The sequence below is a fragment of the Micromonospora sp. NPDC049060 genome (genome assembly GCF_040649055.1).
Classification (GTDB): domain Bacteria; phylum Actinomycetota; class Actinomycetes; order Mycobacteriales; family Micromonosporaceae; genus Micromonospora; species Micromonospora reichwaldensis.
On the sequence record NZ_JBEZEV010000007.1, the window covers coordinates 1 to 21489 of the forward strand.

16 protein-coding genes and 1 pseudogene are annotated in these 21489 nt (G+C 69.6%); 10 read left to right on the top strand and 7 right to left on the bottom strand.

Annotation, left to right across the window (positions count from 1 at the left end; all coding sequences use genetic code 11):
- Positions 1 to 181 precede the first annotated feature (181 nt).
- Entirely contained in the window at positions 182 to 367 is a 186-nt protein-coding gene (locus tag AB0B83_RS05240; RefSeq protein ID WP_357577075.1) for a hypothetical protein, read from the top strand.
- Positions 368 to 457: 90 nt separating this feature from the next.
- Here the strand turns inward: AB0B83_RS05240 and AB0B83_RS05245 are convergent.
- A pseudogene (locus tag AB0B83_RS05245) lies at positions 458 to 666 on the bottom strand (hypothetical protein); the annotation flags it as partial.
- Positions 667 to 727: 61 nt separating this feature from the next.
- Here AB0B83_RS05245 and AB0B83_RS05250 point away from each other — a divergent pair.
- From AB0B83_RS05250 to AB0B83_RS05275, 6 genes are all read left to right on the top strand, one after another.
- Positions 728 to 1717 carry a hypothetical protein gene (locus tag AB0B83_RS05250; protein ID WP_357577076.1) on the top strand — a complete coding sequence of 330 codons (990 nt, stop codon included), beginning with the start codon at positions 728 to 730 and terminating at the stop codon, positions 1715 to 1717.
- Between the two features lie 32 nt (positions 1718 to 1749).
- The gene (locus AB0B83_RS05255) at positions 1750 to 1950 is read left to right on the top strand and encodes a hypothetical protein (protein WP_357577077.1); all 201 of its coding nucleotides are present in this window, start codon (positions 1750 to 1752) and stop codon (positions 1948 to 1950) included.
- Between the two features lie 62 nt (positions 1951 to 2012).
- A complete protein-coding gene (locus AB0B83_RS05260) occupies positions 2013 to 3476 on the top strand; it encodes a hypothetical protein (protein WP_357577078.1) in 1464 nt (487 codons plus the stop codon).
- Positions 3477 to 3658: 182 nt separating this feature from the next.
- Entirely contained in the window at positions 3659 to 3940 is a 282-nt protein-coding gene (locus AB0B83_RS05265) for a hypothetical protein (protein WP_357577079.1), read from the top strand.
- A gap of 352 nt (positions 3941 to 4292) precedes the next feature.
- On the top strand, positions 4293 to 5174 hold the full coding sequence (locus AB0B83_RS05270) for a helix-turn-helix transcriptional regulator (RefSeq protein WP_357577080.1): 882 nt from the start codon (positions 4293 to 4295) through the stop codon (positions 5172 to 5174).
- Complete coding sequence (locus AB0B83_RS05275) at positions 5167 to 5361, top strand: DUF397 domain-containing protein (protein ID WP_357577081.1); 195 nt, start codon at positions 5167 to 5169, stop codon at positions 5359 to 5361. The genes AB0B83_RS05270 and AB0B83_RS05275 overlap by 8 nt, the downstream gene beginning before the upstream one ends.
- 64 nt (positions 5362 to 5425) lie before the next feature.
- Here AB0B83_RS05275 and AB0B83_RS05280 read toward each other — a convergent pair whose 3' ends face one another.
- From AB0B83_RS05280 to AB0B83_RS05295, 4 genes are all read right to left on the bottom strand, one after another.
- Entirely contained in the window at positions 5426 to 10339 is a 4914-nt protein-coding gene (locus tag AB0B83_RS05280; RefSeq protein ID WP_357577082.1) for a class I SAM-dependent DNA methyltransferase, read from the bottom strand.
- Entirely contained in the window at positions 10336 to 13137 is a 2802-nt protein-coding gene (locus AB0B83_RS05285; RefSeq protein WP_357577083.1) for a helicase-related protein, read from the bottom strand. The genes AB0B83_RS05280 and AB0B83_RS05285 overlap by 4 nt, the downstream gene beginning before the upstream one ends.
- An 11-nt stretch (positions 13138 to 13148) precedes the next feature.
- Complete coding sequence (locus tag AB0B83_RS05290) at positions 13149 to 14228, bottom strand: serine/threonine-protein kinase (protein WP_357577084.1); 1080 nt, start codon at positions 14226 to 14228, stop codon at positions 13149 to 13151.
- A gap of 119 nt (positions 14229 to 14347) precedes the next feature.
- Complete coding sequence (locus tag AB0B83_RS05295) at positions 14348 to 16282, bottom strand: N-6 DNA methylase (protein ID WP_357577085.1); 1935 nt, start codon at positions 16280 to 16282, stop codon at positions 14348 to 14350.
- Between the two features lie 102 nt (positions 16283 to 16384).
- Here AB0B83_RS05295 and AB0B83_RS05300 point away from each other — a divergent pair, with 102 nt between their 5' ends.
- From AB0B83_RS05300 to AB0B83_RS05310, 3 genes are all read left to right on the top strand, one after another.
- The gene (locus AB0B83_RS05300) at positions 16385 to 16519 is read left to right on the top strand and encodes a hypothetical protein (protein ID WP_357577086.1); all 135 of its coding nucleotides are present in this window, start codon (positions 16385 to 16387) and stop codon (positions 16517 to 16519) included.
- Between the two features lie 114 nt (positions 16520 to 16633).
- On the top strand, positions 16634 to 17581 hold the full coding sequence (locus tag AB0B83_RS05305; protein ID WP_357577087.1) for an AAA family ATPase: 948 nt from the start codon (positions 16634 to 16636) through the stop codon (positions 17579 to 17581).
- Positions 17582 to 17765: 184 nt separating this feature from the next.
- A complete protein-coding gene (locus tag AB0B83_RS05310; RefSeq protein ID WP_357577088.1) occupies positions 17766 to 20105 on the top strand; it encodes an isoamylase in 2340 nt (779 codons plus the stop codon).
- Between the two features lie 82 nt (positions 20106 to 20187).
- Here the strand turns inward: AB0B83_RS05310 and AB0B83_RS05315 are convergent, their stop codons facing one another.
- On the bottom strand, positions 20188 to 20679 hold the full coding sequence (locus AB0B83_RS05315) for a RidA family protein (protein WP_357577089.1): 492 nt from the start codon (positions 20677 to 20679) through the stop codon (positions 20188 to 20190).
- Positions 20676 to 21449: a fumarylacetoacetate hydrolase family protein gene (locus tag AB0B83_RS05320; protein ID WP_357577090.1), complete on the bottom strand. Its 774-nt coding sequence runs from the start codon at positions 21447 to 21449 to the stop codon at positions 20676 to 20678. Before AB0B83_RS05320 ends, AB0B83_RS05315 begins: the two co-directional genes overlap by 4 nt.
- Positions 21450 to 21489 lie beyond the last annotated feature (40 nt).

Consider the following 21489-nt stretch of genomic DNA (forward strand, 5'->3'; position numbering starts at 1 on the left):
CGAAGCAGCCAGCAACACCCAATGGCGCAACCTCCGCGTCCCCAACCTCACCCACGTCAACACCATCACCGCCATCAACACCAACACCAACACCATCCTCTACACCCACTGAGCCTTTCCGGGTAAGGCTCTGATTACCGGATGCGACGTCCGGGATGCCCGAGGTGTACGGGAATCGCCCATGGGTGAGCCGACGGGCGGTGGCTTCACGCGGTCCGGGGATTCGGGCGGACCGCTGACGCAGGGCGGCTACACCTGGGGCATCCTTTCGGGCACCGTGGAGGGTCAGCCGAATCGGTCCGTCTGGGTCTCCCTGACCGACGCGGTGACCCGGATGTGGATCCTCCTGGAGATGGCCCAGCCCTGATCCTGGTCAGGGGAGAGAGCGCCCGCGCCTGCTTCCGGTACGTAGCGGACGCTGACGCAATCGGTGCGAGCGCCCTCACCCCAGGGGCCGTCATGTCGGGTCGCCAGGGCGCAGAGGTGGCGCGGCTACCGTGGAGCCGTCGGCGTAGGTCAGGTGCGTCACCCGCGCCGACGGCTCCAAACGGACCTGCTCCAGCGCGACCTGGAGGCGTCCACGCCGTCGAACAGGCGGGTGCCGGCGCCGAGGAGTACGGGCGACAGCCCGATCGAGAACTCGTGGACCAAGCCGGCGTTCACGTGCACCGGGGTTAACATCGTGCCATAAGTGCATGTTTTGTGTCTTCTGCCTTCAAGGGGCGATATGCGAGCGATCGTCAAGGGGTTCGTCGCGATGATGACGACCCTGGCCGGGCTGGCCGCGTGCGGTCAGGGCGTGCCCACGGTGGTCGGTGCTTCGACCGACGGGCGGCAGGCGCAGCCATCCGCAGCGGCCTCCGGCACGTCAACCGTCCGGTCGGGGTGGACCTCCTGCGCGGTCGACGCACCGGTCGGAGAGAACGGGCGCCCGCCCAGTGCCCACACCCTGCCGCACCTGAACCCCACCTTCGCGGTCGCGTCCGCAGTCCACTGCCAGCTCGAACCGAAGCGACGCGCTGACGGCGGTGAGGACCTCGTCCTGACCGAGGGCCGCGCCATCGATGTGACAGCGCTTCTCGCCGCGCTGCACCTGCCCGACGACAGAACCAACGTCGAGGCCTGCACCCTGGAGATGCCCTGGGAACCAAACCTGCTGATGTTCGACGCGCAGGGCCGATGGATCCGGCCGCGACTGCCGATGGACACCTGCGGCAAGCCACGCCCCGAGGTGCCGGAGGCGGTGCGAGGTCTGCGGCCGACCACGGTGTCGGAGACGGTCGTACGGGAAGTCTTGTCAGCCGGGGCGGCGGCCTCCGGGTGCACCCAGACGTCGTCGAACGTGGTGGCCGCCGGGACCGGGGATCCGTCCCCCCTCCCCCGACCAGGCCGGGTATCGATCCCGTCCACCGCGCCGCTGCGGCTGTGCGTGTTCCGGGTGCCAGCGCAACAGCAGGACGCAGGGACGTTCGAGTACGGGATGCTTCTGCCCGAGCAGCGCCACGCGGCCATCCAACGCAGGTTGGGGGCGCTGCGCCCGGCCGCAAAGTGCTCGGGCGCCACGGACCGGTTCGCAGTGCTGCAGAACGCCACCAGCACGGGCGACGTGATCTACGTCGAACTCGACCACTGCCGGCGGGCACTGGTCACGCCGCTGCACGGCCCGTCGATCCTGGCCCAGGCCGACGACACGCTCATCGAACTGCTCAAGCGGTAGCCGGCGGCGCGTGGATGCCGTAGACGGCCACCGTGGGCCCGACACTCGCAGACGACTGGCAGCTCGCCCTGACGCTGGAGCATCTCGCGGCGGCGCTGGTCGACGCCGGGCGCCCCGAGGAGGCGCGCCGGTGGGGGCGTGAAGCGGTCGCGCTGCTGGCCAGGCTCCCCGACGCCCGTGCCGCGAGCCTGCGCACGCGCATCGCGCAGTCTCTCCGGACGGAGTTCCGTTGACGACGCGTGGTGTCGCATGAACGTCAACCAGCCACAGAATATTGACACTCTGAGATTTCTCGATGACCCTGTGTGTTCGAGCCGTACGGGTGATCGCCATCGGGGGTGGCCGGGTGAAGATCGACTCGCTCGTACGGTCGCTCGGGCGCGAGTCGACGCTCACGGTCCGGTCCTCGGACGACCTCGTCGCGGAGGTACGCCGGCAGGCCGAGAAGGCCGAGGACCGCGAGGCGTACCGGTATGCCAAGGCGCTGTCGCCGGTGCCGATCGGCCCGGGGGTGCGTACCAGCCCGGCGCAGGTGCTGCACGAGCTGGGCGTGGCCACGACGTTCCTGACCGCCTCACCCCTGGCGCAGGTGGCCCGGCACTGGGCGCACGTGCGCTACTGCGCGACGCTGACCGCACGCAACGGCTGCCTCGCCCTGTCCCCGCACGCGGGCAACGTGGTCTACCACCACAAGGTGGCGCAGTCCGAGCAGTTGGGCATCGGGCTGGCGCTGGTGGTCGCGAAGACGGTGCTGCGGCGGCAGCACCCGCACTGGGACTTCCACGCCGTCGACGCGGAGGTGGCGTTGAAGGCCGGCTTCCTCGACGGCGTCGGCGAGGTCGACACCGCGTCGAAGACCAAGAAGCGACCGGACTACATCCTGCTCGGGCACCACAGCTCAGGGCGGCGCAGCGGCGTGAAGATCGTGATCCTGGAGTGCAAGGGCACCCACAAGTCGCCGACCTTCGCGTACGAGCAGTTGGCGCGGGCCGCCATTCAGGTCGACGCACTGCGGGTGGCCGGGCGCCGCCAGCCGTCGCTGATGGTGGCGTCCTACCTGAGCGAGGGCCGGATCACGTCGTACGCCCTCGATCCGCCGGGTGACGGCGAGCTGTGGTCGGGTGCGGACGACGACCTGGACGAACTGCTGCGCGCGGCCCCCGACGACCAGGACTGGCGGCCCCGGCCCGCGGTTCCCGACGACGCCCCCGCCGGGGAGGTTTCCCCCGACGGCGCTCCCCCGCCGGCCGGCACGCAGCTGCCGGTCGCCGCGGAGCCACCGCCCGGAGCGCCCGACGTGTTCGACATCCCCGCCGAGCAGCGCGGCTGGTTCACCCAGATCCTGACCCGGGCGGTGGCGGCGACCACGCTGCTCTTCGCGGGCGACAACGCGACGGCCAGCGGGTATGCCACGCCCCGGCAGCGCGGGGAGCCGGCGGCACCGGCGCAGGATGCCCTGTTCGAGCCGGAGCTGCCGTGGACGTCGAGCACCGCCCAGACGCTGCCGCTGCGCGCCGGCCTGCGTGCCGAGGGCACCCGCTACCTCGCTCCGCTGCCCGGCGGCCGGACGCTGGAGGTGTTCCGGGGCGTGGAGAGCGGGCTGTACCGGCATCTCGCGGAGGGGCGGATCGGTGCGTACCTGCGGGCGGCACCGCGCGTCTTCGGCAGGTGGTCGGGGTCGCGCCGGTCGGGCGAGGTCTTCTCGCTGGGCCGGGATGGCACCGTCCTCGTCGTCCGCGCCGCCGACGACCAGCGCTGACACCTGCACCACGCTGTCCGGCATGGTCGACCGTTCGTTTCCCGGGTGCGACGAATGACCCTGTCGGAACGAGTCGGCTGGCGCCTAACATCGAGTTTCCTGCATGCCTCGGGGTGCCTGTTCGACGACGAAACGACACACGCCGACGACCACGACGTCAACGGCCGACAGGAGGGACGGCAATGGACGTTGGGCTTCGGTGGAAGCTCGCCACGCCGCTGATCGGGCTGAGCCTGCTCATGGTCGTTCCGGCGGTGTTCGGCACCGTCGCCTGGTGGTCGATGGAGGGAACCGGCTACCGGGTGCTGAGCGTCGTCATCTGCCTCGTGCTCGCCGCGCAACTGGTCCTGGCGGTCTCCATCGGCGTCCGGCCGAGCAGGGACGTGCCCTGGAGCAGGGTCGGGCTGATCATCCTCGGCATGCTGCTCGCCTGCGGACTGGCCCTGCTCCGCCGCGAAATGTGACCCACCCGGACAGCGCAAGCCTCAGCCGTACGCAGCACGAGGGCGGCGGCGTCCCGCCGGGCTGTCATGGGAGCGGGCGGAACACGCCGCTTCGTAGACCGCGTGGTAATTGAGCGGGAAGCCCGGGACTTTCGCGGGCTGGCGCACAGCCCCGGGCATTTCCCAGACCGTCAACTGCCGCGAACGGGAATTGCGCGGTGATAGCTGCTGTCGGGGGTGTCTTGTATGGTCAGACGCGTAATCGATTTGTGCGAACGGGGCGCGAGACAACCAATTTTTCCGGGCAACCGTTCCACGTTTCACCGATGGCGTCCGGATGTAACAAAACGCAACATGGAGAGGGCGGGAGCGGATGGCCGACGACATGGGATCGACAGTCCCGAGGCGGCAGCTCGGGCGGGCACTGCGCGAGCTGCGCACCGAGGCGCGTATGACGCTCGACGGCGCGGCCGAGGCGATGCACTGTAGCCGGCAGAAGATGTGGCGCATCGAGACCGGCCTCGGCCCGGTCCGCGCCCTCGACGTCAAGGCCATGTGCGAGTTGTACGGCGCGACGCCCGAGCTGACCGGCGCGCTCACCGCGCTGGCGGCCGAGACCAAGGCCAAGGGCTGGTGGCACTCGTACGGCGACGCCATACCCGACTGGTTCGAACTCTACGTCGGCCTGGAATCCGCCGCGTCCTTCATCCGTCGCTTCGACGAGGCACTGATACCCGGAATACTCCAATCGCGCGCCTACGCCTTGGCCGTCTACCAGCACCGGCACGAAGTGACTGATGAGGAGCGCGAGCGGCTGGTCGAAGTACGGCTGCAACGGCAGGCACTCCTTCACCGGAGGCTGCCTCGGGCACCCAAGCTCGAAGTGATCCTGGCCGAGGCAGCGCTGCTCCGCGCTGTCGGCGACGCAACCACCATGGTTGACCAACTCCGTCACCTGCTGGAGGTCGGAGAGCTATCCAACGTCTCGGTCCGGGTGCTACCGCTGACCGCTGGGATCCATCGAGGCGCGGAGGCGGGCACCTTCGTGATCCTCGACTTCTCACCCGGTAAGCGGACGATCCCCGAGCCATCGGTGGTCTACTGCGAGTCGTGGACCGGGGCCCTCTACCTGGATCGACCGGAGGAATATGCCGCCTACGAGCAGGTGTGGGCAAGCCTCGATGACCTGACGCTCGATGAGGCACAATCAAGTCAGCTCATCAACAAGATCATTGGGGAGGTCCACCGTGGATAATTTGACTGGCGCGCAGTGGCGCAAGAGTACCCACAGCGGCAGCAACGGCGGTGACTGCGTCGAGGTTGCCGACAACCTGCCCGGCCTCGTCGCCGTACGCGACAGCAAGGATCCAGCCGGGTCCGCCCTCACCTTCTCCCCCACCGCCTGGACCAGATTCGTCCAGTCAACCAAAGCCGCGCATTGATGACGCACCCACAGGCGAAGCCCACTCGTTCCCTCATGTCAAGGAAAGAGAGCATCCGGGCGGGCTATGACGACTGCCAGCCTTTGTCAACCGCGTCTTGGAGTCGCGCACTGAAGACGGCGTGCGCCTGCCGATATTCGTTCTCTCGATCCGCCCTGTAGAACGGCGCCGTGTAACCTTCCGGCATCGGATTCCGCACGGGATCGTCGACGTACGCCATCAACTGCCCATAGTGTTCCTTGGCCTGCCTGAAACCGAAGGCGTACGGGTCGGCTGCAACCTTTTGCCCTTCTGCATCAAACCACATCTGCTCCTCTCTTCCGGTGAGGATCGGATACCGAGAACGCAGGATCGCGATTAGCTCATCGACATCCAGCCCGAGCCACACTGACACCAGAGCGTCGATTTCCACCAGTGCCGCTCGGCGTTCGCGCTCGGATCGCAACGGAGTTACCCATTCCCATGTCGAACGTACCGAACCAAGCGCTGGCATGTTGGCCCAGTCTACCGCCCAACTCTCCCGCTCCCAGCAAGAATCGTACAACTGGCTCCACAAGGCCGCATATTCCGAGGTTAGACAGTTCAAGCGCAGGGCTCGCAACAGGAGCCCGGGTGCCAAGGGGTGGGAGACCGTTCCTGCCGGCATACTTTTGGCTTCAGTAGCGCCATGATTGGTTCGGCCAGAAATTCGTAGCATGTAGTCGAGCGGAAGTGCAGCCCAAAAACCGGCAATTAGAGCGGTTTCAGAGTTCGATCTGAGTGCCATGCTGTGCACCGCATGGACATGAGCTGGACCGGGAGGGAGAAGCGCAGCGAACAGCGATCGTTCAGAGCTCTTAGGATTAATCATCGCCCGCCAGACAAGGCGATAGAAATCGGTGCAGCTCGCCTCACCCCACCTGTCCTCAGCATCAAGAGCGGCCACGCCCGCGCCACGAACATAGTTGGTACGCGGCACGAACGCTTCCTTTATCGAAGAGACGTCTACGAAGTCCCAATCTCCTTGACTTCGACATGGGACCCTTGGCTGCTTGTTCAGTGGATTAGCTATTCCGATGTGAGGGCCTTGGATAATCACGTCGCGGTACGAGGTTGGGATGACCTGATCCCAAACGAGTATGCCCTGCTTCTTCGACTTCGCCTCGTCATGACCAAAGCTGATTCGGGGCTGAAAACTCGAAAGCCGCTGACCGTAGGAAGCTAGCGCCGCGATTGCTCGCTCCTCATCGATGGAGATGGGTTGCAACAAAGGCGTCCGGCCTACCACACCATCAGCCTCGCCTCGAAGGTTGCGCCAAATTTCCAAAGTCCGTCCATCTACGCGCACAACTCTCGCACGATGCGGCCTCCGATCCCACGATCCCTGGAATTTTTGACCAGGAGTGGAGCCGGTTCCGTCATGCACCAAAGATTCGCTCAGCGCATGTGCGGCATACAACTGACTTAGATGCAAGAAGTTGATCTCTGCTTTAGCGCCATAGATATGAACCCCGAACTCAAGGTCGCGGCTAGCATCCGCGAAGGCCCAATTTGCGCCATTAATAAATCCACCATGAATCCGCAAATGCTTGTATGCAGACGCCCGCAACAAGCCGTCCTTGGTCCCACCGAAATGGGTATCGGGATGCACTAATCCGCCGCAGCCGCTGATACCGAGCTGACTCCACACCCTACACATGAACGCTCGGTAAAGGTCAGGGCGCGTGCCAACAAGCAATGGAAACGTGGTTGCACCTCCCAAGAACTCGACCTGGGCGACATTTCCTGCCATCTCCGAAACGAAGGCTTGCTGGGTGGATGCCTTCGACAGCAAAGCAGATTTACGAGCTTGCCACACTTCAACGGAAGGCTTATCGGCAAGCCGAAACCAAGGTTCACTTTCGGCTAGAATGACGTCTTCTTTCCAATCAAGGCGCACCCATGGAGGGTTGCCGACCTGGAGGTCGAACCCACCCATGACGAACGCTTGGGCGAAAGTGAGTTCCCAGTGGAAGAAGCCCTGCTCCCCCGCAATCTGGTCAGCGGCGAGGAGCCATGGGAAGCGGTCCGAGAGCGTCCACGGTGAGTCGACGCCGATCACCCCGTCGAGCTTCTGCTCGAAGTCGCTCATCGCGTCCAGGCTCGTCAGCTCGCGGCCGTAGAACCGCGCGGCGTTCTCGTCCGCGTCGGTGCGGCCGATGAGCGCCTCGGCGAAGGTCAGCCAGTCGTCCAGGTTGGTCAGGGGCACCTGCTGGCGGAGTTGTTCCGCCACCGTCATCCGGCGTGTGCCGCCGGTCGCCTTCGTCGGGAGCTTCATCTGCTGCGCCTGCACGTTGCCGAAGATGTCCCGCGTCTCGTAGACGGGCTCCTCGTGCGCCGGCACCTCGCTGACGTGCGATACCTGGACGGGCGCGGCCGGGTACGCCGGATCCGAGCCGTCGAGCAGGCCGACCTTGTCGAGCGGCCAGAACCACAACGCGCACCACACGTCCATCAGCGTCTTGAGCCGCCAGTAGGGCGTGCCGGGCGCGGTCAGGTCATCGAGGATCTTCTCCCGGGCCACCGCGCCGGTCACCGGCGGCAGGTCCTGCGCGCCCCAGACCCTGATGTCGCGGCGGATCTCCCGCTCGGAGATGGCGAGGCGCTGCTGCACCAGCCCCCACAGGAACTCGACCCGTCGGGCGAGCGCCTGCAACCGCTTGACCTGCGAGTTCTTTCCCTTGGGCGACGGCACGCGCTTCATCGCCGTACGCCAGGATTTCAATCGCGCGGTCTCGGCCGGCGCCAGCTCGCGGGCCTCCTTCTCCCCCGCGACCGCGCCCCAGCCGTCGGCGGGGAGCAGGAAGTGGTGGATGGTGCCCTCGTCGATCGGCCCGTCCCGGAACGGCTTCTCGGCCGGGGCGGTGGTCAGCCACGACTTGTCGGCGAGCTGCTTCGGGTCGTAGGTCTTGCGCCCGCAGCCGATGAGGGAGTTGCCGCGTTGCAGGTGCAGGCCGAACCAGGGGGCCTGGAGGCCGGTGTGCATGACGTTGAGCCAGAGCGAGACCTCGGCCAGCTCGACGGCCGTGCGGTTGAGGTCGACGCCATAGCAGTTGTGCAGCGCGATGTACGCCTTCACCCGCTGGAGTTCGAGGTGGTATGCCTCCGGGTCGAGGGTTTCGTCGAGTTCGGTCTGCCGGCGGCGCAGGTATTCGGCGGCGACCTGGTTGATGGCCTCGTTGAGGAACGCGCCGGAGCCGAGCGCCGGCTCGCAGATCGTCCAGTCCAGCAGCTCACGGGCCGGTGTGGTGGTGCCGTCCTGGTCGAGGCGGTACTTCAGGGCGAGCTGGACGGTCACCTCTGTCAGCGACTGCGGGGTGTAGTAGGAGGCGCTGGTCTGCCGGTCGCGGCCGGCGAGCCGGTAGACGAACTCGCCGGGCTGGTGACAGACCCGGCTACGCACGCCCGTGTACGGGTCCTCCTTGTAGACGAAGACGTTGTCGTCGTAGTCGTCGGTCTTCGACGCGGGGATCATCCACGAGCCGTCCTTCGGGTCGCCGTTCTTGGCGACCTCGTAGAGCTGCTCGGTGGCGACGAAACCGGTGTACGACATCAGGCCCTCGTAGACCGCGCCGAGCTGGTTGATGCCGAGCTGCGCGTACGAGATGAAGCCGCCGCGGCGTCTCCTGCCGCCCTTGGTGAGCATGAGGCGGCGTAGCACCTCGTAGAGCACCTTGTTGCGCAGCCGGGTGTCGATCTTCGGGCCGTCCGGGTCGTCGGGGTCGCTGCCGGGCTCGGCGATGAGCCGGCCGATGAGCTTCGTCTTCTCCGGCAGGAACAGATCCGAGCGCATCGGCTCGAAGCGCAGGCCCTCGCCCTCGCTGGCCTGCCGCTCGACCTCCACGCCGCCGCGCGGCCGGTGACCCTCGTTGACCATGCGGAACAGCAGGTCCAGCGACTCGTAGAGGTGGGTACCGTCCTCGGCGGACGGCGGCAGGCGACGGGAGACCAGGTCGCCGACGCGGGCGAGGCTGTAGCCCTCGACGTACTGGGGGTCGTTGACCGGCAGCACGCCCAGCTCGGGGCGGGCCTCGGCATAGAGCAGGAACAGGATCCGGTAGAGGTAGCGCAGCGCCTCGCGGCCGAGTTCCTTGGCCAGCTCGTCGAGGTCCATGACGTGCTGCGGCTGGTGGCCGGCCTGGCGGATGCGGTCGAGGACCTCGTTGGCGATCAGCTCCACGCTGTCCTTCAGGCCGCCGCGGAGTTCGCTGGAGACGCCGACGGCGTGCTGGCGGGAGCCGGCGACCAGGTCGGCGAGGGGTTCCGTGCCGCCCTCGGCGGGCGGGCGCAGCGAGTCGGCGCCGAAGAGGGCGGCGACAACGTCGTACTCCCTGTCGTCGTTGCGGGCGTAGAGGGTGTCGAGGCTGACGGCCAGGTAGCGGCCCTCGCCCCAGGCGGCCCGGTCGGCGAGGGTGAGCACGCCGCCGCTGAGGATCAGCACGTAGCGGGGCTTCGGGTTGTCGGCGGCCAGCAGGTGGGAGGCGAGCTTCGCGCCGGTGGCGATGCTCTCGTTGCCGGGCAGCGCGACCGATTCGAGCAGGCGGCCGGCGCCATCCGGGTCCTGGGCGGCCTCCGTGTCGACGGCCCAGCCGCAGTCGAGGGCGACGATGCCGTGGGCGGTGCCCAACTCGGCGTGGGCGACGTGGATCTCGTGCTCGTGGCCGTTGCGCTCGACGGTGACGGCCCGCGGCTGCGGCTCGAAGCCGAGCGCCCGCAGCACGTCCTGGTGCAGCTTGCGCAGCCGCTCCGGGTCGAAGAACTCCTCGTCGGCCAGCTCGGTCTTGGCGTCGAAATAGGAACGGCGCATCCCGCGCAGGCCGGTGCGTGGCGTCTGCTGGCCGCACTTCTCCCGCTCGGCCCACTGCTTGACCAGGCCGCCCCTGAGCGTGGTGGGCAGGATCTCGGCCAGGTAGTGCGCGGAGAGGTACTCACCACGGTTCGTCAGCGACTCGAAGGTCATGCGGCACGCTCCGGGGACGGGACGAGGACGCCGAGGACGCGCAGCAGCGGCTCGCCGTCGGTTTCCAGGCGGTCGAGCAGGTCGTGCTGCTCGGAGACGGTGGTGTGCACCCGCTGGCGGCGCTTCTCGCGCTGCGGGCCGGGCAGCTCATCGAGGAGGCTGGCCTGCTGGAACGTCGCCAGTCGGTCGCGGTGGCGGCGCAGCGGCTCGGCGTTGGCGGCGTCGAACTCGGCGCGCTTGACCTTCAGGTGCTCGCGGGCGGCGGCGACAGCCTGCGGCAGCAGCCGGGTCAGCGGCCCGGTGTCGACGGTCTCCGCACGGTTGACCATGTCGGGGCCGACGTTCGCGGCGCGCAGCGCCTCGTCCATCGATCGGATGCTCGGCTGATCGGGCAGTCCGGAGACGGCCATCCACTGCACGACCGTGGGCTGGCCGAGGCGGTTGGCGTAGACACCCTGGACGAGGAATACGGGCCCGGCCACGTCGGCGGTGAGCACCGGCGCCTGCTGGCGGCCCAGCCGGATCAGCACCTTGTCGACCAGCCAGTCGACCATCGGATGCACGTCGCTGAGAAACGCGATCTCCGGCCACGTCGGCGTACGGCTCTGCCGGGCCTGGTCGAGCTTGCGCTGCGCCAGGGCCCGGTCGAAGGTGACCTTCAGCCGCAGCGCCTCGCCCTCGCGGTGGGCGCGCAGGTAGGAGCGGGGCAGGTCGGTGAGCCGGTGCACCAGATCCCCGGGGGCCAGGAACGTCAGCAGCTCCTCCTCGCGGTGCAGGTCGAGGTGGTCCTCGGGCCGGTCGTCGTAGACCTCGTGCAGGGCGGCGTCGACGAAGTCCCGGGTCGAGTCGAACAGCTTCGGCACCCGGGCGCGCGGCACCTCCGCCGCGACGGGGGCGGTGCCGACCTCGCCGAACAGGTCGGCCATCACGTCGATCTCGGCGTGCGCGGCCTCGTAGGACTCCTCGACGGTGCGGCCGGCGAGCAGGTCGCGCACCAGCCGGTCCTCCTCGGCCTTCGCGTCGAACTGGCCGGTGGCGGCCTCGACGCTGCCGAGGCTGCGGTGGGCGTTCTCCTCCCGGCCGAGCAGCTTCTCGGCGACCGTGCGGTCGTCCTTGGCGTCCTCCCGCACGGAGGTCAGCACGAGGGCGCGGAACTGCGGGCGGTGGCGCTGCCCGTAGCGGTCGATGCGGCCGTTGCGCTGCTCGATGCGGATCAGGCTCCACGGGATGTCGTAGTGGATCAGGTGGTGGCACTGCTGGTGCAGGTTGACGCCCTCCGAGGCGACGTCGCCGGTGAACAGCAGCCGCACGTCGCTGCCGGCCAGCTCGAACTCCTGGAGGATGCGCTGCTCGTCGGTGTCGGCGACGCCGCCGTGCAGCACCCGCACGGCCGCCGGCTTCAGGCCGAGCAGGCCCGGCACCACCTCGGCGAGCCACTTGATGGTGGGCACCCGCTCGGAGAAGACCACGGCGCGGGTGTCGCTGCCCCGACCGACGCCGATCTTCCTCAGCTCCGCCACCAGGTGCGTCAGCTTGCTGGAGTCGGCCTCGGTCATCGCCGAGGTCAGCTCCGCGAGCCGGTCCAGCGCCGCCCGTTCGGCGCCGGTGGCCTTCCTGCGCCGGTTGGTCACCGTCTCGTGCAGGGCGCGGTGCGACGACAGGAAAGACTTCAACAGGGTGTACGGGAAGAGCCGGTGCTGCCCCGTGATCGCCTCGTCGCTCCACTTGCCGGCCAGCCACACGTCGGTCAGCTCGTCGAAGACCTGCTCCTCGATCGGCGTCGCCGGGCAGTACGCGGCCTCGGAAGGGCCACGGTCGGCCCAACGGTCGCCCATCTGGTCGCGTACCTCCGGGCTGATCTTCGTGCGGCGCAGGTAGAGGTGGGCGATGTCGTCGGCCCGGTAGTCCTTCGGGTTGGCGATCGCGGCCGGGTCGAGCAGCGAGATCAACTGGGCGAAGGACTCCTTGTCGCCGTTGTGCGGGGTGGCGCTGGCCAGCAGCAGCGCGTCGGTCTTCGCGGCGAGGCGGCGGGCCAGTTCGTTGCGCTGGGTCCCCTTGTTGATGAGGTTGTGCGACTCGTCGATGACGACGGCGTCCCAGACGGTGGCGTCGAGGTGGTGGCCGAACTGGCCGGCGTCCTTGAGCGTGTCGACGGAGATGATGGCCCGCTTGAAGTACGTGAACGGGTTGCGCCCGGCGGGGATCTCCTGCTGGATGCGCTGGATGCCGACCGAATCGAGGCGCACCAGGGGGATCGCGAAACGGGTCCACAGCTCCCGCTGGAACTGCTCCAGCACCTGCTGCGGGGAGACCACCAGGATGCGGTCGCCCCGGCCCCGGCGGATCAGCTCGGCGAGGATCAGCCCGATCTCCAGGGTCTTGCCCAGGCCCACCACGTCGGCCAGCAGCACGCGCGGGCGCAGCCCGGACAGGGCCAGCTCCACCGGGCGCTGCTGGTAGGTCAGCGGGTCGAGCAGGAAGCGGTCGGCCAGTGCCAGACCCCGCTCGGTGCGCGGCAGCGGCGTACGCCGGAAGACGGCCTCCAGGAAGAGCCGGCTCTGCCGGAATCTCGACGACGTATCGCGGACGAGGACGGTCTCCTCCGGGCGCATCGCCTGGATGGTGTCCAGTCCGGTGAAGAAGGTCGCCTCGACGTCCTGCACGAACTCGGAGACCCCGACCGCCTTGATCATGGTGCCGTCGGCGGTGCCGGTCCTGACGCCGCGTACCAGCCACTCCTCGTCGCGGACCACGATGCGGGAGCCCGGGGCGAACGTCGCCTCCTGGGTGGGTGTCATGAGGAGCCTTCCTACAGGGTCGAGCGGCGGGCGTACTGGCGGCGCAGCTTGTCGACCAGCCAGTTCACGTCGGGGTGTGGGTTCGCTGGCCGGTCGGGGTCGACCTTCGTCGGCGTCGTCCCGGGCACCTCGGCGGTGCTCTCCTCCCCGCCATCGGGCGGGTCCTCCGGATCCTGTTCCGGATCCTGGAGATCCGGCGGGACCAGCAGCTCCGTGTTGTCGTCGTAGGTGAGGGCGCAGACCTCCCGACGCAGGTCGAGCACGCTCTTGCCGGCGCTTGCGGAGGCGACCGCCAGCAACCGCGTACGGACGGCGTCCAACCCTGGCCGGGCGGTCGGATCGTGGGCCAACATGGCGCCGATCAACGGCACCAGCTCGTTCGGCACACCGGAGAGGTCCGGCAGGTCGCCCGGCTCCGTGATGCGCAGCAGCAGGTTCCAGGAGTTCGTCGGCGGATAGAGGCCGTGCCCGGTGAGCGCGAAGACCAGCAGCGCGCCCAGGCCGTAGATGTCGACGGCGGCGGTCAGCTCCCGCTCCCCCCGGACCTGCTCCGGCGACATGTAGGCGGGCGTGCCCACCAGGGCGCCCGCCTCGGTCACGTACTTCTCGCGGTCGATCAGCACCGCCAGCCCGAAGTCGATGAGCTTCGGGCCGTCCGGGCCGAGGATGATGTTCTGTGGCTTGAGGTCCCGGTGCAGCAACCCGACCTGGTGCACCTTGGTCAGGCCGTCGGCGAGCATGGCACCGACCATCGCGGCCATCGGCAGCGCGAGCGCGCCCCTGGCGTCGACGTGCTGGCGCAGCGTGGCTCCCGGCACGTACTCGACGGCCAGCCAGGCCGGGTCACCCGTGGTGTCCGCGTCCTCCAGGCGCGCCACCCGCGACCCGAAGACCAGCTTGAGGCTCTCCACCTCGGCGGCGAAGCGCTCCCGCATCGTCGGTGTCTCGAGCAGCTCCTGCCTGATCACCTTCAGCGCGACCCGTTCGGCCGTGGGCGAGACCGCGAAGTACACGACTCCCATGCCGCCCGAGCCCAGCGGCCGGAGCACCTGGTATCCACCGACCTTGTCCAGCGCCACCAGACCCCCCACGCGATGACACCCACCCCGCACACCCCGCACCGGCCCCACGCCCGGCGGACGCATGACCGTACAACGTGGACGATTGTGGTGTCAGCAGCCGGATGGTGCTTCCCGGGCGCCGCGCCGGTCTACCGGCCGCCGCTGTCCGGGTGCAGGTTGCCCTGGGCCAGGCCATCCGCGGTGAGCCGCACCAGTTCCGCCCCCAGTTCCGCGGCCTGTCTGATTGCCGACTCGAATTGTGTGAGGCGCTGGAACGCCTCCCCGTGCACCCGTTGCTCGTCCAGCGGCAACCGGCGCACCTGCGCCCGGCGGATGTCGAAGCGCAGGGTCCCGGACAGGCTGGACGCCTGCTTCTCGTTGGCGGTGGTGCGCAGTTGCCCGGCGAGGAACCACGGGTCGAGCGCCGCCGGGTTGGGGCGCAGCAGGTAGAGGTTGCGGCCGAGCAGCGCCCCCTCGGCGGTGACCACCCGGGCGGTGAGCGTACTGGCGACCATGGGCACCACCACGTCGCCGACCGCCAGCGGGATCTCCTGGCCGAGCCGCTCGTCGACCTGGCCGGAGGCGTCGACGCCGGCCAGCACGTCGGGCACGGTCAGCACGGGTGAGCCGCTTCCCGCCGCGGGCGGCACGTCGACGTGCGGCTGGCCGGCTGCGGAGATGCGTGCCGGCCCGAACAGTTGGAGCGCGCCGCCGCGGATCAGGTCCGCGACCGAGGTGGTCGGGGGCGCGACCCCCTCGGTCGGGTGACTCATCCGGGGCATCAGCGCGGGCAGGTCGCCGAGGATCGCGGCCAGTCGCTCCCTGGTGCTTACCAATTGCTCACCGGTCTGCTCGACCCCGGCGGCAGGTTGGCGGCGCGCGGGGGTGAGGTCGACCTCCTCGTCGAGCAGTTCGATGACGGGCACGGCGCGGGCGAAGCCGGCCTGCTCGACCTCGGCGTCGGGTGCGGCGGTGAAGGCCCGCCAGGCGGCGAGGATCCGGGCGGACAGCTCGGCGACGTCGCCCTCGGCCGCGTCGACGAGCAGCGCCCGCGCCGGGGCGGGCACGTCGGGCGCGGGACGCCGCAGCACCCACAGGTGCAGCGGTACGCCGTGCGGCGCGGCCACCCCGCTGGGCAGCGCGACGACGGCACGCAGCGCGCCGCGCCGCAGCAGTTCGGCACGAATGCGCCGGCCGGCCCGGCGACCGGCTGCCGCCGGCGGCATGAGCAGTACGGCATGCCCGCCGGGGCGCAGGTGGGCCAGCGCGTGCTGCACCCAGGCCAGCTCCGGTTCGGTGCGGGGCGGGACGCCGTACTCCCAGCGCGGGTCGTAGCCGAGTTCCTCGTTGCCCCAGTTGGTGACGCCGAACGGCGGGTGGCAGACCACCGCGTCGACGGTGCGGCCCCCGAAGGCGTCGGCGCGCAACGAGTCGCCGGCCCGGACCTCCCCCGGCACGTCACGCAGGGCGAGCCAGAGCCGGGCAAGCGTGGCGAGGTCGGGGTCGAGTTCCTGCCCGTACGCCGTGGTGCAGCCGGCGCGGGCGGCGGCGCGCAGGGTGGCGCCGGAACCGACGGCGGGGTCCAGGACGGAGCCCTCGCCGACGTCGGCGAGGGCGACCATCAGGTCGGCCAGCTCGTCGGGGGTGGCGAAGAGGCGGCCCGGGCCGGGGGCGGAGAAGCGCTGCCACAACTCGTCGAAGGCCGCCTGCGGGCCGAGTTCGTCGGCGAGGGCGTCGACGTCGGGCAACAGGGCCGCCAGGTCAGTGTCGGTACTGCCGGGGATGGGGCGTTCGCCGCGGTGGCGGGCCAGCAGCAGGGCGCCGACGCTCGCGAGGGCGGATGCCGGCGTCTGCGTCGGCGCGGCCAGGTGCCGCCATAGCCGGTCGGCGCGGGACAGCTCGGGAAGCTTGCCCTGACCGCGCAACCACTGCTCGACCTGGGTGAGGTCGAACTCGGGACTGGCGGTGGTGCCGCCCACCGGGGCTGGGAAGTCGGGGTGCCGCTTGCGCCAGTTGCTGACGGCGGCGCGACCGACCCCGGCGAGCCGGGCGATCTCCGCTGCGGTGACCGTCGGTGTCTTCACGCCTGAAGTCTCGCACGTCCGTCAAGGTTCACAATGACCGTTGACACAGTTGTCAGACGATGCTTCTATTGACCCCGACACAACAACCATCGGAGGAAAACGATGCGCAAGACCACGACGCTCGCCCTCATCGCCGCCGCCTTGATCGCGCTCGGCTCCATCTCCGGCGCCAGCTCCATCTCCTCGATCTCCGCCGCCCCGAACACCGCCGTCCAGTTCTGGGTCGGCCCCGGCTGATCCATCCGCGCACCGGCACGCCGGTGACCCCGGGACCTCCGGAATCACCTTCCCCGCTCTCCCCCTGCGGGCCGGCACCTCCGCCGGCCCGCAGGGGCACGCCTGGAGACGACCATGCCCATCCCCCGCCAGCCCTCCCCCACGGCGCCGGCCCTTCCCGCCCGCCGTACCGAACCGCTGGTCGAGCTGATCTTCGAGCGGCTCGCCGCCGACGACATGCCCGATGACACCGCCGAGTTGGTGCTCGCCGCGCTGGGCGGCCAGGACGACCTGACCGCCGCGCTCGACGGCGGGACGACCAGCCTGGACCTGGCCGTCCCGACCGACGAGGCGCCGACGGGACGGATCTGGCTCTCCTCGGTCACCGTCGCCGGGTTCCGCGGCGTCGGCCCGGAACGCACCCTCCAGATCGACCCCGGGCCGGGCCTCACCCTGGTGGTCGGGCGCAACGGCTCCGGCAAGTCGAGCTTCGCCGAGGCCGTCGAGCTGGCGCTCACCGGCGACAGCGCCCGGTGGGCGGAGCGCAACAGCGTCTGGCGTACGGGCTGGCGCAACCTGCACTCCCCCGACCCGTGCTGGATCGTGGCGCAGCTGCACGTCGACGGGGAGGCGAAGCCGGTCACGGTGACCCGGTCGTGGCCGCTCGGCGCGGCGCTCGCCGACGCGGAGGTCACCGTCACCAGCGCGCAGGGGCGGCACGTGGACCTGGCGGAGCTGGGGTTGGCCCGCCCGCTGGAGCGGTACCGGCCGTTCCTCACCGCCGCCGAGCTGAGTCGGCTCACCGACGCCAGCCAGCGGGTCCTGCCGCGCGGGTGCGCGCCGGAGAGCCCGTTCCGTTTCGTCGTCACCGACGAACCGGTGCGGAGCATGGACTCAGCCATGGTGGATGGCCTCGCCCGGGTGCTCGCCGCGTTGGCCGTGCGGCGGCAGGTAGTGGTCTTCACCCACGACGTCCGCCTGCCGGAGGCGTTCCACCGGCTCGGTCGAGGCCGGGTCCGGATCGTGGAGGTGACCCGTGCGCAGCGGTCGGTGGTGACGCTGCGGCCCACCGGCAACCTGTGACGCGCTGCTGGCGGGGAACACCTCGTTGTCGACCTCGAGCGGCACTCGACGGTTCGGCCAACGACCGGCGGGACGGTCGGAGATCGATGGCACTCTTTACGCGCGTGAAATCGACTGTTACCTTTTCGTAAATCTTGCAGAAACTTGCAAGCACCCCGGTTTCGCGCCCCTTCCGGAGATGACCATGCCCGTACCGCTAGCCTCGCGTGCCCGAGCCACCCTCGCCGCCCTGCTCTGCGCCGCGCTGGCCAGCGTCGCCGCGCCCCTGGTCACCGGGCCCGCACCGGCCGTCGCCGGGATCGACTCCCGCACCCTCGGCGCCCGCTACGACAGTGCCAACTCGCGGATCACGTTCCGGGTCCACTCGTCCGCGGCCACCCGGATGACGGTCAACCTCTACGCCACGCCCACCGGCACCCAGGAGAACGCCAGCTATCTGCTCACCAGGGACGCCGCCGGCACGTTCAGCGTCACCGTCGACGTCGCCGCCCTGCGCACCGCGGGCATCACCAGCACCGTCTACTACGGCTACCGGGCCTGGGGGCCGAACTGGCCGTACCGCACCGGCTGGACGAAGGGTTCCTCGGTCGGGTTCGTCGCCGACGTGGACGCCACCGGGAACCGGTTCAACCCCAACAAGCTCCTGCTCGACCCGTACGCCCGAGAGATCAGCCACGACCCGCTGCGGCCCGGCATGACCTCCTCGACGGTGTACGCCTCCGGCCCGACGCACCGAAACGTCGACAGCGGCCCGCACGCGGCGAAGGGGGTCGTCCTGCCCACGGTCACGCCCGCCTTCGGCACCAAGCCCGGCCGGGCCCTGAAGGACGACCTCGTCTACGAGGTGCACCTGCGCGGGTTGACCCGCAACGACCCGTCGGTGCCGGCCGCCTACCGGGGCACCTACCGGGGCGCGGGGATGAAGGCCGCGTACCTGGCCTCGCTCGGGGTGACCGCGGTGGAGTTCCTGCCGTTGCAGGAGACCCAGAACGACACCAACGACGTCGATCCGACCGGCACCGCGGGCGACAACTACTGGGGCTACATGACCCTGAACTACTTCGCCCCGGACCGCCGGTACGCCTACGACCGCTCGCCGGGCGGGCCGACCCGGGAGTTCCAGCAGATGGTGAAGGCGTTCCACGACGCCGGGATCAAGGTGCTCGTCGACGTGGTCTACAACCACACCGGCGAGGGCGGCGTCTACAGCTCCGGCGGGTCGAACGTCTACGACATCGTCTCCTGGCGTGGGCTGGACAACCCCACCTACTACTCGCTCACCGCCGACCGGCAGTCCTCCTGGGACAACACCGGCGTCGGCGGCAACTACAACACCTACAATCCGGTCGCCCAGGATCTAATCGTCGACTCGCTGGCGTACTGGAAGAACACGCTCGGGGTCGACGGCTTCCGGCACGACCTCGCCTCGGTGCTCGGCAACACCTGCCAGCACGGCTGCTTCTCCTACAGCCGTACCGACCCGAATACCGCACTCAACCGGATCACCCGGGAGATGCCGCCCCGACCGGCCGGCGGAGGCACCGGCGTCGACTGGATCGCCGAGCCGTGGGCGATCGGCGACGGAACCTACCAGGTGGGTAACTTCCCGACCGGGTGGGCGGAGTGGAACGGGCAGTACCGGGACACGCTACGCCGCGACCAGAACAAGCTCGGCGTCAGCCCGGTCACCCCGGGTCAACTCGCCGACCGGTTCGCCGGCTCCTTCGACCTCTACGGCGACGACGGGCGACGGCCGTGGCACTCGGTGAACTTCATGGTCGCCCACGACGGGTTCACCCTGGCCGACCTGTACGCCTGCAACGGCAAGAACAACAACCAGGCGTGGCCGTACGGGCCGTCGGACGGCGGCAGCGACGACAACATCTCCTGGGACCACGGCGGGATCGCCGCCGATCAGCGCCGGGCCGCCCGCAACGGGCACGCGTTCCTGATGCTGTCGGCCGGCACCCCGATGATCACCGGCGGCGACGAATCCCTGCGCGGGCTGCGCTGCAACAACAACCCCTACAACCTGGACTCGTCGGCGAACTGGCTGGGCTGGAGTCCGACCACCGACCAGACCACCTTCCGCACCTTCGCCTCCCGGCTGGCCGCCTTCCGCCACGCGCACCCCGCGCTACGGCCGGCCACCTTCTACTCCGCCGCCGACACCAACGGCAACGGGCTTGCCCAGCTGGCCTGGTTCACCCCGGCCGGCACCAGCCCGGACGGCGCGTACTGGGGCAACGCCAACAACCACGCGCTGGGCTGGCGGATCGACGGCACCGAGTTCGGCGACCCGGCCCCGGCGATCTACGTCGGCTACAACGGCTGGTCCGGGGACGTGAACTTCACTCTGCCGTCCCCGGGAGCCGGAAAGAACTGGTACCGGGTCACCGACACCGCCACCTGGGCGGAGGGCGCCAACCAGGTCGCCGTACCGGGTTCGGAGACGCTGCTCGGCGGTCAGGGTACCAACTACCTGCTGCGCGGTCACAGCCTGCTGCTGCTCATCGCCCGCTGACCCAAAAGGCGGTGCGCCGCCGTCGAACTGGGTCCGACGGGCGCGCCTACGCGTCAACCCTCGAAACTCACGCCGAACGGCGTCAGGTCAGGGGGAGTGCGGCCACAGCTTGGATTTCGATGAGCAGGTGCGGGTGGGGTAGTTGGTGCACGGCGACGGTGGTGCGGGTGGGGCCGGTGGCGTCGAAGTACTCGGCCCAGACCTGGTTGTAGCCGCCGAAGTCGTTCATGTTGACGAGGTAGGTGGTGACCTGCACGAGGTCGCTCAGGTCGGCGCCGACTGTCTTCAGCAGGTCGGCGATGTTGTCGATGACGGCCCTGGTCTGCGCGCGGATGTCGAGGTTGGTGGTGCCCAGCTCGTCGACGTCGACGCCGGCGAAGGTGTTGTCGGGGCGGCGGCTGGAGGTGCCGGAGACGAACACGAAGCCACCGGCGACCTTGACGTGCGGGAACGCGCCGCGGGGCACGGCCTTGCCGGCGACGACGTGCGCCTGTGCGCTCCTGCCGTGGCCTGCGGGCGTGTCCTGGTTCGTGGTCGTGTCCTGGCTCGCGGGCGTGTCCTGGTTCGTGGTCATGCGGTGGCTCGTAGGGAGGTGGTGCCGAGGTGTTCGACGACGGCGCGGACGTGGGCGCCGGGCTTCAGGGGCACGGCGGCGGTGGCGGCGCCGGCGAGGAACACCCAGCCCTCGCGTAGGCGTACGCCGTGGCGCCCGGCCAGGCGGATGCCCTCATCCAGTGCGCGGCGGGGGTCGCCGAGGATCGCGGCGGTGGAGCCGACCTGCGCGACGCGTCCGTCGATCTCCAGCAGCACCCCCAGGTTGTCGAGGCCGTCCGGGACGGGGGACCAGGGGCCGATGGTGAAGGCGGCGGCGGAGGTGTTGTCGGCGATCACGTCCGGCAGGGAGAACGTGAAGTTCGCGTACCGCGAGTCGATGACCTCGATCGCGGGGGCGACCGCACGTACGGCGTCGGTGAAGTCCCCGACCGGCTCGCCGGGTTCGGGCAGGCGGTCGAGCAGGAACGCCACCTCCGGCTCGACGCGCGGGTGGATGAACCTGGTGGGGTCGAGGGTGCCGCCGTCGGGGATGCGCATGGTGTCGGTGAGGTGGCCCCAGATGACCTCGTCCACGCCGACCTGCGCCATCTTCGCCTTGCTGGTCAGGCCCATCTTCAACCCGACCGGCCGCTCGCCCCGGTCGAGGCGACGCTGGATCAACGCCGTCTGCACCGCGTACGCGGCATCCACGTCCAGGCCGGTCTCCGCGGCCAGTTGCGGGATGGCGGTGGCGGTGGCGGCCGCCACGCCGAGACGCTCGGCGATACCGGCGGTGTCCGGCCCGATCATGGCGTCTCCCTCGTTCGCGACTGCGCGGCTCGCCCGCCCG

Coding starts and splice junctions, on each gene's coding strand:
- AB0B83_RS05320 (WP_357577090.1), bottom strand. CDS start 21,449: ATGATCGGGCCGGACACCGCCGGTATCGCCGAGCGTCTCGGCGTGGCG.
- AB0B83_RS05305 (WP_357577087.1), top strand. CDS start 16,634: ATGCCCATCCCCCGCCAGCCCTCCCCCACGGCGCCGGCCCTTCCCGCC.
- AB0B83_RS05260 (WP_357577078.1), top strand. CDS start 2,013: ATGACCCTGTGTGTTCGAGCCGTACGGGTGATCGCCATCGGGGGTGGC.
- AB0B83_RS05270 (WP_357577080.1), top strand. CDS start 4,293: ATGGCCGACGACATGGGATCGACAGTCCCGAGGCGGCAGCTCGGGCGG.
- AB0B83_RS05280 (WP_357577082.1), bottom strand. CDS start 10,339: ATGACCTTCGAGTCGCTGACGAACCGTGGTGAGTACCTCTCCGCGCAC.
- AB0B83_RS05285 (WP_357577083.1), bottom strand. CDS start 13,137: ATGACACCCACCCAGGAGGCGACGTTCGCCCCGGGCTCCCGCATCGTG.
- AB0B83_RS05250 (WP_357577076.1), top strand. CDS start 728: ATGCGAGCGATCGTCAAGGGGTTCGTCGCGATGATGACGACCCTGGCC.
- AB0B83_RS05300 (WP_357577086.1), top strand. CDS start 16,385: ATGCGCAAGACCACGACGCTCGCCCTCATCGCCGCCGCCTTGATCGCG.
- AB0B83_RS05240 (WP_357577075.1), top strand. CDS start 182: ATGGGTGAGCCGACGGGCGGTGGCTTCACGCGGTCCGGGGATTCGGGC.
- AB0B83_RS05265 (WP_357577079.1), top strand. CDS start 3,659: ATGGACGTTGGGCTTCGGTGGAAGCTCGCCACGCCGCTGATCGGGCTG.
- AB0B83_RS05310 (WP_357577088.1), top strand. CDS start 17,766: ATGCCCGTACCGCTAGCCTCGCGTGCCCGAGCCACCCTCGCCGCCCTG.
- AB0B83_RS05315 (WP_357577089.1), bottom strand. CDS start 20,679: ATGACCACGAACCAGGACACGCCCGCGAGCCAGGACACGACCACGAAC.